Source organism: Kineothrix sp. IPX-CK (assembly GCF_039134705.1).
Taxonomy (GTDB): domain Bacteria; phylum Bacillota; class Clostridia; order Lachnospirales; family Lachnospiraceae; genus Kineothrix; species Kineothrix sedimenti.
Window position 1 is genome coordinate 3,611,855 of the sequence record NZ_CP146256.1, and the last position, 13,952, is coordinate 3,625,806.

General features: G+C 46.3%; 8 protein-coding genes. 2 read left to right on the top strand and 6 right to left on the bottom strand.

Annotation, left to right across the window (positions count from 1 at the left end):
* Positions 1 to 20: 20 nt before the first annotated feature.
* The 4 genes from V6984_RS17460 to V6984_RS17475 form a co-directional block, all read right to left on the bottom strand.
* Positions 21 to 2,084 carry a beta-galactosidase gene (locus V6984_RS17460; protein WP_342756880.1) on the bottom strand — a complete coding sequence of 688 codons (2,064 nt, stop codon included), beginning with the start codon at positions 2,082 to 2,084 and terminating at the stop codon, positions 21 to 23.
* Positions 2,085 to 2,111: 27 nt separating this feature from the next.
* Positions 2,112 to 2,954, bottom strand: a complete 843-nt coding sequence (locus V6984_RS17465; protein WP_342756881.1) for a carbohydrate ABC transporter permease — start codon at positions 2,952 to 2,954, stop codon at positions 2,112 to 2,114.
* Positions 2,955 to 2,971: 17 nt separating this feature from the next.
* Complete coding sequence (locus V6984_RS17470; protein WP_342756882.1) at positions 2,972 to 3,856, bottom strand: sugar ABC transporter permease; 885 nt, start codon at positions 3,854 to 3,856, stop codon at positions 2,972 to 2,974.
* A gap of 109 nt (positions 3,857 to 3,965) precedes the next feature.
* Entirely contained in the window at positions 3,966 to 5,276 is a 1,311-nt protein-coding gene (locus V6984_RS17475; protein ID WP_342756883.1) for a sugar ABC transporter substrate-binding protein, read from the bottom strand.
* Between the two features lie 216 nt (positions 5,277 to 5,492).
* On the opposite strand from V6984_RS17475, the gene V6984_RS17480 reads away from it, so the two are divergent.
* A complete protein-coding gene (locus V6984_RS17480; protein ID WP_342756884.1) occupies positions 5,493 to 6,962 on the top strand; it encodes a HAMP domain-containing sensor histidine kinase in 1,470 nt (489 codons plus the stop codon).
* A 58-nt stretch (positions 6,963 to 7,020) separates the two neighbouring features.
* Positions 7,021 to 7,716: a response regulator transcription factor gene (locus V6984_RS17485; RefSeq protein WP_342756885.1), complete on the top strand. Its 696-nt coding sequence runs from the start codon at positions 7,021 to 7,023 to the stop codon at positions 7,714 to 7,716.
* A 62-nt stretch (positions 7,717 to 7,778) separates the two neighbouring features.
* Here V6984_RS17485 and V6984_RS17490 read toward each other — a convergent pair whose 3' ends face one another.
* Positions 7,779 to 9,272 (bottom strand): glutamate synthase subunit beta, encoded by a 1,494-nt coding sequence (locus V6984_RS17490; RefSeq protein ID WP_342756886.1) that lies wholly within the window; start codon positions 9,270 to 9,272, stop codon positions 7,779 to 7,781.
* Between the two features lie 21 nt (positions 9,273 to 9,293).
* Positions 9,294 to 13,841 carry a glutamate synthase large subunit gene (gltB, locus tag V6984_RS17495; RefSeq protein ID WP_342756887.1) on the bottom strand — a complete coding sequence of 1,516 codons (4,548 nt, stop codon included), beginning with the start codon at positions 13,839 to 13,841 and terminating at the stop codon, positions 9,294 to 9,296.
* Positions 13,842 to 13,952 lie beyond the last annotated feature (111 nt).

Genomic DNA, 13,952 nt, shown 5'->3' on the forward strand with positions numbered 1-13,952 from the left:
CGTTAGAAAACCTCATGCCACTATTCCCTCCTATGCTTTTGTTCTTCTGCCAAAATAATTCGTACTCCCTTCGCCTCCAGCCGCCAAACGCTTTCCGGCGGCTTACTTTCTCCCGACAAAAGTTCTGTTCCTCCAGCCTTTATGTAAACCTCCGTCTCATGCTCCCCGTGATTCAGCAGGAACAGATATTGGCTGCCGTCCTTCTCTCTCGCTGCCATTTCCACGTTCTTTTCAGCCCGTTCTCTGCCTCTTTCCACATCGGCTCCATCCGCCGCACAGATATTTCTTTCTTTACAAATTTCTAAGAAAAGCTCTTTATAAAATTTCTCCGACGACCGGGTTCCGATATAATATACACTTCCTTTTCCATAGGTACTGCGCGTAAGCACCGGCATTCCTGCGTAGAAGTCAGACTCGTAGGATGCAAGTACCTCGGCCCCCTCGCTGTGCATTAAATCACAGATGAGCTGGGCCGGATATTCCTTTCCTTTATAACAAAAGGAATTACTGCTTTTCTCCGGCAGGGAATCGATTTCTTCCACCCATATACCTGCAAGCTTGCGAAGCTTTCCCGGATAACCGCCTGATGTAATCGTATCGTTTTCATTCACATAGCCGCTCAGGTAGCTAAAAACTGCCGTCTTTCCTTCCGCGGCAAATTCTTCAAGCCTTTCTGCCGCTCCATCCTTAATCATATAGAACAGCGGTGCGGCTATAAGCTCATACCTTGAAAAGTCCCCTCCCATTCCGATAATGTCTACCGGCACCTGAAGTTCATAGAAGGCTTTATAATACAGGTAAAATTCCTCCAAATATTTCAGTCTCGCACTTGGTCCTGCGGAGCATTCTAACGCCCACCACGTATCCCAGTCGAAAATCAAAGCCGTTTTGGCAAAGGTTCTGCCGCCTGTAAAACTGTCCCCCAAGGCTTTCAGTTCCCCGCCGAGCCGGCTGCATTCAAGAAAAACTCGCGTATTGCTGCTTCCCGCATGATCGATGACCGCCCCATGGAATTTCTCACAGCCTGCTACAGAACGCCTTATTTGGAAAAACATTACGCTGTCGGCTCCATGGGCCACTGCCTGATAGCTTAGAAGCCGCATGACACCCGGCCTTTTCACCCGATTGTCCGTGAGCCAGTTACACACGCTGGGAGTCTGTTCCATCAGCAGGAAGGACTGTCCATTCTTCAGTCCACGCATCAGATCATGATTCATTGCACAGCAGGCCGGTTCAGCTCCCGCAGGGGGATAGCTGTCCCACGAAACGATATCCAGATAAGGAGCCCATTTACGGTAATCAAGCGGCTTATAAGCACCCATGAAATTCGTCGTAACCACCGCATCGGGAATAAAGCGTCGAATACTATCCGACTCCGCCCGGTAGTTTGCCAGCATACTATCCGAATTAAACCTCATGTAATCTAAGGTAATAGGCTGGTTCATGCTTCTCGTTTCCTCGAAATGCTCGCTCAAAAGATTGGGAGCCACAATCTCCTCCCAATCATAAAATATATGGCCCCAGAAACGGGTGTTCCATTCTTTATTCAGCCTTTCCAGCGTATGGTATTTTTCTTTCAGCCATAGACGGAATGCTTTCTCGCAGTTTTCACAGTAACATGCACCTTCATATTCATTACCCACATGCCATAGGAGAATATTTTTCCTATCCTTGTAACGCTGTGCGACCCTTCCGGCAAGCTCAGGAGAAAGCCGTTGAAACGTCGGGCTGTTAGGGCAGGAATTATGCCTTCCGCCAAACTTTCTCTTCACCCCCTGAAAATTCGTCCGCAAAATATCCGGATATTTCCTGGCCATCCATGCCGGATGCGCAGCGGTACCCGTAGCCATACATATCTGCAGTCCCGCCTCGCTTACCAGTTCTACGACCTCATCTAACACCGTAAAGTCATAAACCTCTTCCTCCGGCTGCAATAACGACCAATTGAATACGTTCAAGGTGACGATATCAATCCCTGCTTTCTTAAGCAGCTCCATATCCTCCCTGCGTATCTCCTCCGGCCATTGCTCCGGGTTGTAATCACCTCCGTAGAGGATCTTGTTCATTTTTTGATAAAGCTCCATTTTATCCACCTATGCATTCTTATATCATTATCCCTTTAAGCCCGAGAAAGCGACGCCCTCTACCAGATATTTCTGTCCGACAGCAAATATCAAAAGCATCGGAATGAGAGCGCAGACCGTGCCCGCCATAATCAGTCCATATTCCGACCCATACTGGGTCCGAAAGGATGCAAGACCGATTTGTATCGTTCTAAGCCGTTCCGAAGTGAGATAAATCATCGGTGCCATATAGTCGTTCCACATAAAATTGAAGGTGAAAACTACCAGGGTTGCAATACCCGGCTTACACATGGGAAATACGATAGTGGAATATATCTTGAATTCCCCGCAGCCGTCAATCCGTGCCGCTTCCGAAAGCTCTTCCGGAATGCCCATCATGAACTGGCGAAGCAAAAAAACCCCGAATGCACTGAATAGATTGATCAAAATAAGAGACCAGTGAGAATCGTTCAGTCCAAGATTCTTTATAATAATAAATTGCGGAATCATAATTACATGCCATGGAACCATCAGTGTTGCTAAATAGCATAAGAATATTTTGTCTCTGCCAGGATAGTGCATCTTGCTGAAGGAGTAAGCCGCTAACGAGCAAGTAACCACCTGCCCCACCGTTACAATGATGGAAATCTTAAGCGTATTTAGATAATAAGCAATAAATGGGATTTTTTCGCATACCTCCTTGTAGTTGGACCATCGAAAAATTTCCGGTATCCATTTAATCGGATAAGAAAATATCTCATTGTTATTTTTAAACGAGGCCGAAAGCGTCCACAGGAAAGGAATAATCATACAGATCCCCAGAATCAGCATAATGGCGAACAGCCCGCTGCGGGAGGCCTTTGTTTTTAAATTACCAGTACCTTTTACCATTGTGTTTCTCTTCCTTTCTACATGTAATTAACCCATTTTTTCTGTCCTCTGAACTGGATGAGCGTGATGATCATTACGAGCAGGAACAAGAAATAGGCCATTGCCGACGCATAACCGAACTGCAGCTTCTGAAAACCCTCCTGATAGATGCGGAATACGAGCACGTTGGTCGATCTTCCCGGTCCTCCCGCCGTCATGATATTGACCAGATCAAAAACCTGAAAAGAGTTAATGATACAAAGTATCGTTACCATGAACATTGTAGGCGACAGCATCGGAAGGGTCACTTTGAAGAATTTGGCCACTGCACCGGCTCCGTCTATAGAGGATGCCTCATACAACTGAGAAGGTATTGCCTGAAGTCCTGCTAACAGTATAATCATGTAATACCCTGCCTGCTTCCATATCGCTACCAGCATAATAGAACCGAGTGCTGTACTGGTAGAGGAGATCCACATAGGCGTATTATCGATGCCGAGTGAACGCAAGAGCTGATTTAAAGGTCCTACCGTAGGATTGAATATCATGGACCATACAATACCTACCGCAACCATAGAACTGATATTGGGAAGAAAAAACATAGTTTTAAATATGCCGCTGCCCTTTATGCCCTGATTTACCGCCATAGCGAGCATCAGCGCAAACACGATTGTTCCCGGTACGGTAACTAAGGTGTAAACAATGTTATGTATAAGCGATACTCTGAAGTATTCATCCTGAAACATGTCGATATAATTCTTAAGCCCTACGAAGTTAAATTGACGAAAGCCGTTATAATCCGTAAGAGAAATGATAAAACCCATGATGATCGGCAAAGCCATAAATACGAAAAAACCAACGAAGTTAGGAAGCAGGAATAAATATCCTTTCAGATACCTGAGCGCTTTTTTATTTTTTATCATTATTATTCCTTTCCGGGGGCATCTGAGGAATAATGAAACAGCAGAGGATGCCCTCATAAGAACAGGGAAGCTTATGTTCCAAGAACTGCTTCCCTGCTGCGTACGAACATTATTTACTTATAATCTGTTCACGCTGAGTCTCAAAATTCGTCATCGTCTCATCGATTCCCTTCTCGCCGTACAAATAAAGCTCTGCATTCTCGGTAAAGGCATCGATTAAGTCGTTATATTTATCATAGGCAGGCGCCTCCGGAAGTGTCTTGGAATTGAACACCACCTCGACCGCACTGTCTTTACCTACCGATTCCTTAAAGGATTCCTCTCCTGCTTCGCTGGAATATGCAGGCAGAATGCCATACTTGGGAAGTACAGAGCCTCCTCCGTCTCCGCAAAGGTATTCCAGGAATTCATATGCTTCCGCCGGGTGCTTGCTGTCCCCCGGAATTGCTGTGAACTGCGTTGCTCCCCATGTGGTGCCCGGTTCTACTCCGTCCGGTACGGGGACCGGCGCTACTTCCCAGTTAACAGAGGTCTTTCCCGCTTCCGTATCGGTCTTAAGCATATCGAAAAGCCATTCCCCCTGAGGGATCATAGCTACCCTTCCGTTTTCGAAATCAGTTAAATACTGACTGTCATTGGCTTTCACTTCCGCAAGCGGGACATGGGACTGATCCTCGTTAAATAAGCGGTTCAGTATTTCCAATCCCGTCTTTTCATTGGAAATATCGTCATCGTTCAAATAGGTGCCCATCTGTGTTGCTATGGCATGATAAATTTTCCAATCCACAAAGCAGCCGCCGTATCTGGTGCCGTCGCCTGAAGTAAGCTGCTTCGCCATATCCGCATACTCATCCCAGGTCAGCTGCTCGGGCATAGTAAGTCCGGCCTCCTCAAGCAAGTCCACGTTATAAAAAAGCATCCAGCAGGAGGTTCTCATCGGAAGGGCGGATACCACACCGTCGGGATAGCATACATCCCACATGGAACCATATTTGCTCACGTCCAGATTTCCTGCCTTTACCATATCCGTCAGCTCTGTCAGAGCGCCCGCCTTCTGAAACTGCGATAAAAGATTTAAAGAGCGCAGATTGATCAAATCCGCATCGCTTCCCGCAGAAAGCATTACCTTCAGCTTGTCGTCATAGGTTTCGTTCGGCATGCTGATGACTTCCACCTGGATTCTGTCCTGGCTGTTGTTAAAGTTTTCAGCAATTTCTTTCGTATAGCTTTCCGTGTCACTCCATATATAATATTTCAAATTAACCTTTTCCCCTGTGGCTTCTGCGGTATCTACCGCTTCCGCCGCTTCTGTATCTGCTTTCTCTACAACACCCTGAGCACTTGTGTCTCCACAGCCTGCCAGCGCGGCAACAGATAATACTGCTGCCATGAGCAGCGTTAACAAACGTCCCGATTTCATAATTTACCCTCCTTATGTACATCTTACTCTTTATTGACCTTGCATGTTGCGTTTGCTATACTGACCTTAACATGAGCTGCTTTTTCGTGAAAGGTTGAAATTTTATCAACCTTCTTTGCTTTTAGCGATCGTGTTAAGATAATAGGGGAATTAGCGGGAAAGGAATGATTATTTGTGATTTATTTCTTAATTCTGATATTAATACTTATTATCTTTATGGCATCATTTGGATCTAAAGAAAAAAATGTATTGCTTACCACTTTGTTTTTTTCTTATTTTATAGCGATAAGCAGCATGATCCTCTATATTTCCAAGGATATTTATTACTATAATCTTCTGAAAAATTACTTCTATCTGCCTCCAGCCCTTTGGAAATGGCTTTTCTTCATCGATGTAAGTAAATTGAATATCATACGCACCATGTCGTTATCGAGCCTTAGCATCTTGATTATAAGCGTATATTTTTCCTTGAACTTCCATCCCTTTGAAACGACGAAGTTAAAAAAAGGAATCGTTTATTTCGTATGGATCTACTGCTTATTTTTGTTCTTCCTCTACGATCCTTCCATGGACCTGAAGGCTTATTATTTTCTTTATCCTGACCACGTATCCGTGGAGCAGTACCTTCGCGGCGAAAAGATAATCTTCACCCTTACCAGGGCTACCAATAATCTGATCATTTTAATCAGTCTGGGCATTATCGCCGGGGCTTATAGAAAAGCGCCGAAGCTCAAGATTTTTCGCCTGCACTATTTGTTTTTGACCATCAGCTATTCCATCCTGTCCTTCATCTATATCTTTTTCATCTCTTCGGTTCCTGCCTTTTATCTGAAAATATCGAAAATATCAAAAACCTTAAGCTACCGCTCCATACCTCTTAAAAGCGATGCATTTATATACAACGTACTGCCTTATTTCCTAATCATAGCCACCATTGTTGTCGCTTTCTGCGCTTACCGCCTGATCAAATACACCAACCAAACCAATAGAAACGAATTCAGCCTGTCCAAAGAAATCAGCTCCTCTGAAACGACCTCCAAGATTTTCTGTCATTATATTAAAAATGAAATACTTGCTATTTCTTCCGAAATGGATATGATTCCCGTTAAGGATGACAACAGGGAGCTGCTGGAAGACTTAAAGAAACGATGCGATACTCTGTATGCACGAATCGATGAAATACACAGAAGTACGAAAACCAGCGAGCTTAGCTTGAAATCCCAGTCCATGCAGGGACTGCTTTATGAAACTTTAGAGGGCTTCTCACTTAAGCCGGAAAATATCTCCGTCATATGCGACTTCCCCAAACGAGAGATATATGCCCTCATCGACCCCGTTTATATGGGACAGGCAATACACAATATCATTAAAAATTCCATGGATGCCATGGAAGATATACCGGTCAGGGATAGAAAGCTGTCCTTAAAGCTGGAGATCTTAAGTCCATGGATTCAGTTAGAAATTACGGATACCGGAAAGGGTATCTCTAAAGAAAACTTAAGCAAAATCTTCCTTCATTTCTACTCCTCCCATCCCTATTCGAAGCACTGGGGCGTAGGGCTTACGCTTACCTATAAAATCATCACTGCCCATGAAGGAAAAATTGCTGTGGAAAGCTCTCCCGGAGCCGGTACTACTGTCCAGATTCTGCTGCCTAGTATATCATCAAATAACCGCACCAGTTAATTTGTGGATGATATACTAGAATCGGCTCCGCCGAAACACTATAGAAAGGGGTTAAGAAATGTCGAATAAAATAAAGGTCTTGATTGCGGAGGACATGGAGCCTATCCGCAAACGTTATGTCAACGTACTGAACTCTGATCCTAATATCGAGGTAATCGGGGATGTTGCTACCGGAAGCACCGCATGCGAACTTGCCTTTTCCCTCAAGCCGGATGTTATTCTTATGGATATAGAAATGGAGAGCAAGGACGCCGGTATCCGTGCCACCGGCCAGATTTTGTCCAAACTTCCGAATGTGAAGATCATTCTCCTCACCGTATATGAAGAAGACGAGATGATTTTTTCCGCCTTCCAGCTGGGTGCCTGCGACTATATTTTAAAGATATCCAAAAATGAAGATATTATAAACGGTGTTATCGGCGCTTACCATAACCAGTCTCCTATCCGGCCGGAGATTGCAAGCAAGATACGGAATGAATTCAAACGGGTCAAAACCTACGAAAGCAGCTTTCTTTTTATGCTCAATATCTTATCTACATTGACACCTCGTGAGCTTGATACCCTCAACCTTCTGATCAACGGCCACACGAAAAAGGAAGTATGCGAACTGCGCTGTGTGGAAATGAGCACCGTAAAATCGCAGGTCCACAGTATTCTCAAGAAATTCAAAAAAAGAAATATTTCCGATATAATCACTACCGAAATGGATAGAAGCTTATTGGAGACCATACTGCACAATTACTACAACAAATAAAGATGCAAAGAGGATATCTACCGTAAGTTCCCGGTAAATACCCTCTTTTTTAAATAATTTCTTTATTGCACGTTTAGGTTACTGTATCCCATCAGACTCTCATCTACTGCTCTGGCGGCTTCCATACCTTCACGGATAGCCCATACTACTAATGACTGTCCTCTGCGCATATCGCCGGCAGCGAAGATGTTCTTCACATTGGTTTCATATGCTCCCGGAGCGGTTTTAACGTTGGTCCTTTCATCGGTTTCCACTTTGAAAGCCTCCGTCACGTACTTCTGGCTGCCAAGAAAGCCTGCCGCAATGAGGACTACATCCGCCGGAAGCGTCTGCTCACTTCCCGGAACCTCTTTCATGTTCATACGGCCTGTCTTTTCATCCTTTTCCCAAGCGAGCTTTACAATTTTCACGCTCTTCAAACGTCCGTTTTTATCCTTGATGAACTCCTTCACGGTAGATTCATAGATGCGGGGATCGTGTCCGAATACCGCAATTGCTTCCTCCTGGCCGTAATCCGTCTTGCAGACCTTCGGCCATTCCGGCCAAGGATTGTTCTCGGTGCGCGCATCCGGCGCTTTGGGCATCATTTCTATCTGCGTTACGGATTTACAGCCATGACGCACAGCTGTGCCCACACAGTCATTACCCGTATCACCGCCTCCGATGATAACCACATGCTTATCCTTTGTATTCACATAGTTTCCGTCCTGAAGATTGGAATCACACAGACTCTTGGTATTCGCCTTAAGGAAATCCACTGCGAAATAAATACCCTGTGCGTCCCTTCCGGGTGCGGAAATATCCCTCGGATTAGAGGAGCCGCAAGCTAGAACAACTCTATGGAAGTCCTTTTGCAGGCCTTCCGGGGTCAAATCCTTGCCTACGTCTGTTCCGGCCACGAAGACTACCCCCTCCTCCTCCATAATCTTTATTTTACGCTCCACAATGCTCTTATCTAATTTCATATTCGGAATTCCATACATCAACAACCCGCCCATACGGTCGGAGCGTTCAAATACAGTTACCTGATGTCCTCTTTTATTCAGCTGATCTGCCGCTGCGAGCCCTGCCGGTCCGCTGCCTACTACCGCCACACGCTTTCCGGTGCGCACCTTAGGCGGTTTCGCAGACGCATACCCCTCCGCATAAGCGTTTTCAATAATGGCATATTCATTTTCTTTGATTGCCACGGGGCTGCCGTTCAGCCCGCATGTGCACGCTCCTTCACAGGGTGCAGGACACACTCTGGCGGTAAATTCCGGGAAACTGTTAGTCTTTTTCAGACGGTTGTATGCCTGCTGCCAATTTCCTGTAAACACCAAGTCATTCCACTCCGGTATCAGATTGTGAAGAGGACAGCCGGAAGTCATGCCGCCCAAGTTCAAGCCTGACTGGCAGAAAGGCACACCGCAGTCCATACATCTGGCTCCTTGAATTCTCTGTTTTTCCTTCGGGAGATGCTCGTGAAATTCATCGAAATTCTTAATTCTTTTTTTCGGTTCCGTTTCCTTGGAAACTTCCCTGTTATAATCCATAAATCCTGTTGGTTTTCCCATCGTATATACCTCCTTTCCTTCCTACTTCGCGCTGTTTACGTAGAATGCTTCTATTTGTGCCTGCTCCGCACTAAGTCCCTTTTCTTCCATCTGTACGATGGTCGTCAGCATCCTTTCATAGTCATGAGGAATGATTTTCTTGAATTTCGGCAGGTAATCCTTAAAGTTATCGAGGATTTTCTTTCCCTTTGCCGAATTGGTAAGAGCCACATGCTCCTTTATCATTTCCTTAAGCTCCAGTACATCGTATTTGGAAGTCAGCTCGTGAGAAGAAACCATCTCTTTATTCAACCGGATGTACAAGTCGTTGTTTTCATCCAGCACATAAGCGATACCGCCGCTCATGCCCGCTGCAAAATTCTTACCCGTAGGCCCCAGTACCACCACGCGTCCTCCGGTCATATATTCGCAGCCGTGATCTCCTACGCCCTCTACTACAGCATGGGCACCGGAATTACGAACGCAGAAGCGCTCTCCCGCCATACCGTTTATATACACTTTTCCGCTTGTCGCACCATATAGGGCAACGTTTCCTATAATGATATTGTCCTCTGCCTTGAAGCCGCTTCCCGCCGGAGGATAAATGATCAGCTTTCCGCCGGATAAGCCCTTGGCAAAATAGTCGTTGCTGTCGCCTACCAGCTCCAACGTAAGACCCTTCGGAATAAATGCGCCAAAGCTCTGTCCTCCCGTACCCTTGCATAAAATGCGGTAAGTATCCTCTTCAACACTATCTCCAAGCTGCTTGGTAATTTCCGAGCCGAGGATCGTTCCGAACGCGCGGTCCGTATTTTTCACATCTACCTCTATACTCCGCTTCGTTCCCTTGGCAATCGCTCCGGAAAGCTGTTTTAACAACACCTTTTCATCCAAAGTTTTTTCCAGCTGGAAATCATATACCTGCTTAGGATCGAAGGTCATCTTCTCCTGACTTCCTGCATAGGGATTGGAGAGAATCTGCACCAAATCCACCTGCTGCTGTCTCTTCGTCAGGCTTTCCTTCATCTTCAGCAAATCGGTACGTCCTACCAGTTCGTCGATAGTGCGTACGCCCAGCTTAGCCATATACTCGCGAAGCTCAGTCGCAATAAATTTCATGAAATTCACAACATACTCCGGTTTACCCTTGAAATTCTTTCTAAGCTCCGGATTCTGTGTCGCCACACCCACCGGACAGGTATCCAGATTACATACTCTCATCATAACGCATCCCATGGTTACAAGGGGAGCCGTCGCAAAGCCGAATTCCTCCGCGCCGAGAATCGCCGCAATAGCCACGTCTCGTCCGCTCATCAGCTTACCGTCTGTCTCAATGCGCACCTTTCCTCTCAGACCGTTCATAATAAGAGTCTGATGCGTTTCCGCAAGGCCTAACTCCCACGGAAGTCCCGCGTTGTGGATGGAGTTTCTCGGAGCCGCTCCTGTACCGCCGTCATAGCCAGATACGAGGATGACTTGCGCGCCCGCTTTGGCAACACCTGCAGCAACCGTTCCCACACCTGCTTCTGAAACGAGTTTCACAGAAATTCTTGCATCCTTATTGGAGTTCTTCAAATCATAAATCAATTCCGCCAAATCCTCGATGGAATAAATGTCGTGGTGAGGCGGCGGGGAAATCAAGCCTACGCCGGGAGTCGAGTGTCTCGTCTTTGCCACCCACGGATATACTTTTTCTCCGGGCAAATGGCCGCCTTCTCCGGGCTTTGCTCCCTGTGCCATCTTAATCTGTATTTCCTTGGCACTGACGAGATAACGGCTGGTCACACCGAAACGTCCGCTTGCCACCTGCTTAATCGCAGAGCAGCGGTTCAGTCCATCCTGTCCTACAGTCAGGCGCTCCAGATCCTCTCCGCCTTCTCCCGAATTGGATTTACCCTTCAGCGTGTTCATGGCTATCGCCATCGTCTCATGAGCTTCCCTGGAAATGGAACCATAGGACATAGCACCCGTCTTGAATCTCGTGACGATTTCCTCCACGCTCTCCACTTCCTCCAGAGGAATGCTCTGCTTCGGATAATTAAAATCCATAAGCCCTCTAAGGTTTTTAACGGAGTTTTCATCGTTCACAAGCTGGGTATACTGCTTGAACATACCATAGTCACCGCGCTTTGTAGACTGCTGCAGCAGATGAATGGTAGCCGGATTGTAAAGGTGTTCATCAGCACCGCTTCTCATCTTATGGTGCCCCAGGCTATCCAGCGTCAAATCTGTTTGAAGATCTAACGGGTCAAAGGCTCCCGAATGCAGATCGTCCACTTGCTTTTCCAAGTCTTTTAAAGCGATGCCGCTGACACGGCATACGGTATTTGTAAAATATTTGTTGATAACGTCATAATTTATACCAATAGCTTCGAATATCTGGGAGCCTTGATAGGACTGAATAGTAGAGATACCCATTTTAGAAGCAATTTTCACGATTCCGTGCAAAACGGCGTTGTTGTAATCATCCACTGCCGCGTAGTAATCCTTGTCAAGCATCTTGCTGTCGATCAGCTCTTTGATAGACTCCTGAGCCAGATAAGGATTGATAGCACAAGCGCCATAGCCCAGCAGCGTCGCAAAATGATGAACCTCCCGCGGCTCTCCCGATTCCAGAATCAATGCCACGCTCGTTCTTTTTTTCGTTTTGACCAGATGCTGGTTCAAAGCGGATACCGCTAACAGGGACGGAATCGCCACATGGTTCTCATCCACGCCCCGGTCCGAAAGGATCAGAATATTTCCACCCTCTCTATAAGCTCTGTCCACCTCTACGAACAGCCTCTCTATGGCCCGTTCCAGGCTTGTGTTCTTATAGTAGGTAATCGGCACCACTTCTACCTTAAAGCCCTCCACTTTCATGCTCTTTATCTTCATCAAATCCGTATTCGTAAGAATCGGATTATTGATCTGCAGCACGTTGCAGTTCTTGGGCGTCTCCTCCAGCACATTTCCTTCCGTTCCGATATATACCGTAGTGGAAGTCACGACCTCCTCTCTGATCGCATCGATAGGCGGGTTGGTCACCTGTGCAAAAAGTTGTTTAAAGTAATGAAACAACGGATGATAGGTCTTGCTTAACACCGGCAGCGGAGTGTCTACTCCCATTGCGGCAATAGCTTCCCCTCCGTTTCTGGCCATAGGAAGAATACTCGTCTTCAATTCCTCATATGCATAGCCGAACGCCTTCTGCATACGCCTTCTTTCTTCATTGGTAAATTCCGGCACCCTTTGATTAGGAATATGCAGGCTTTTTAGCGTAACCAGATTATTGTCCAACCACTCGCCGTAGGGCTGTGCACAAGCGTATTTTTCCTTCAGCTTATCGTCGTCGATGACTTCACCCTTCACCATATCCACAAGGAGCATCTTGCCCGGACGCAGCCTTTCCTTCACCACAATTTTTGTCGGATCAATATCCAGTACGCCTACTTCGGAAGAAAGAATGAGCTGTCCGTCATCGGTTATCATATAACGGGAAGGGCGAAGTCCGTTGCGGTCAAGCACAGCACCCATAATATCTCCGTCCGAGAATAGAATGGAAGCAGGCCCGTCCCACGGCTCCATCATAGTGGCATAATATTGATAAAAGTCCTTTTTATGCTGATTCATCGTCTTATTATTCGCCCAAGGCTCAGGAATGGTAATCATCACCGCAAGAGGCAGATCCATACCGCTCATAACGAGGAATTCCAGGGTGTTATCAAGCATGGCGGAGTCGGAGCCGGAAGCATTCACTACGGGAAGGACTTTATGGAGCTGTCCTTTCAGGTGCTCGGATTCCATGTTTTCCTCTCTGGCCAGCATCTTATCCGCATTTCCGCGAATCGTATTGATTTCGCCGTTGTGTACGATGAAGCGGTTAGGATGCGCTCTCTCCCAGCTTGGATTGGTATTGGTCGAGAAGCGGGAATGTACTACTGCAATGGCTGATTCATAATCCTTATCCTGTAAATCGGAAAAGAAGGTGCGCAGCTGTCCCACCAGGAACATTCCTTTATATACAAGAGTCCTGCTGGAAAGGGATACTACATAGGTATTGTCACCGGACTGCTCGAATACACGGCGCACGATGTAGAGAATACGGTCAAAGTCGAGACCTTTTTCCACATTCGCCGGCTTTTTAACAAAGCCCTGCATAATATAGGGCATACATTCAACCGCTTTATGTCCGAGTACTGATGGAACGGTTTCCACTTTCCTCCAGCCGAGGAAAGTCAGGCCTTCTTTTTCCACGATGATTTCGAACATCTTCATGGCCTGATTTCTCTTCATTTCCTCCTGAGGGAAGAAAAACATGCCTACTCCGTATTCCCTTTCTCCGCCAAGCGTGATTCCCAGAGGAGCGGTAACTTTTACCATGAATTTGTGAGGCACCTGTGTCAGGATCCCAACACCGTCACCTGTCTTTCCTTCTGCATCTTTTCCGGCTCTGTGCTCCAGATTCTCCACTATTTTGAGGGCATTTTCAACTGTTTCATGACTTTTTTTACCTTTGATATTAACGCAGGCACCGATACCGCAGTTGTCGTGTTCGAATTCAGGGCGGTAAAGCGGCGCTTCCGGGATGGGCATTTTCACATCAAACATATCTTTTCTCCTTTCATATGTTGGCGCCAGGAAATTGTGAGTTTGGCAATAGCCTAGGCCTTGGGGAACTTAATAAATAACTTATTCATAACTTAATTTATAGCAAAAAAG

Coding starts and splice junctions, on each gene's coding strand:
- V6984_RS17460 (WP_342756880.1), bottom strand. CDS start 2,084: ATGGAGCTTTATCAAAAAATGAACAAGATCCTCTACGGAGGTGATTAC.
- V6984_RS17465 (WP_342756881.1), bottom strand. CDS start 2,954: ATGGTAAAAGGTACTGGTAATTTAAAAACAAAGGCCTCCCGCAGCGGG.
- V6984_RS17470 (WP_342756882.1), bottom strand. CDS start 3,856: ATGATAAAAAATAAAAAAGCGCTCAGGTATCTGAAAGGATATTTATTC.
- V6984_RS17475 (WP_342756883.1), bottom strand. CDS start 5,276: ATGAAATCGGGACGTTTGTTAACGCTGCTCATGGCAGCAGTATTATCT.
- V6984_RS17480 (WP_342756884.1), top strand. CDS start 5,493: ATGGCATCATTTGGATCTAAAGAAAAAAATGTATTGCTTACCACTTTG.
- V6984_RS17485 (WP_342756885.1), top strand. CDS start 7,021: ATGTCGAATAAAATAAAGGTCTTGATTGCGGAGGACATGGAGCCTATC.
- V6984_RS17490 (WP_342756886.1), bottom strand. CDS start 9,272: ATGGGAAAACCAACAGGATTTATGGATTATAACAGGGAAGTTTCCAAG.
- gltB (WP_342756887.1), bottom strand. CDS start 13,841: ATGTTTGATGTGAAAATGCCCATCCCGGAAGCGCCGCTTTACCGCCCT.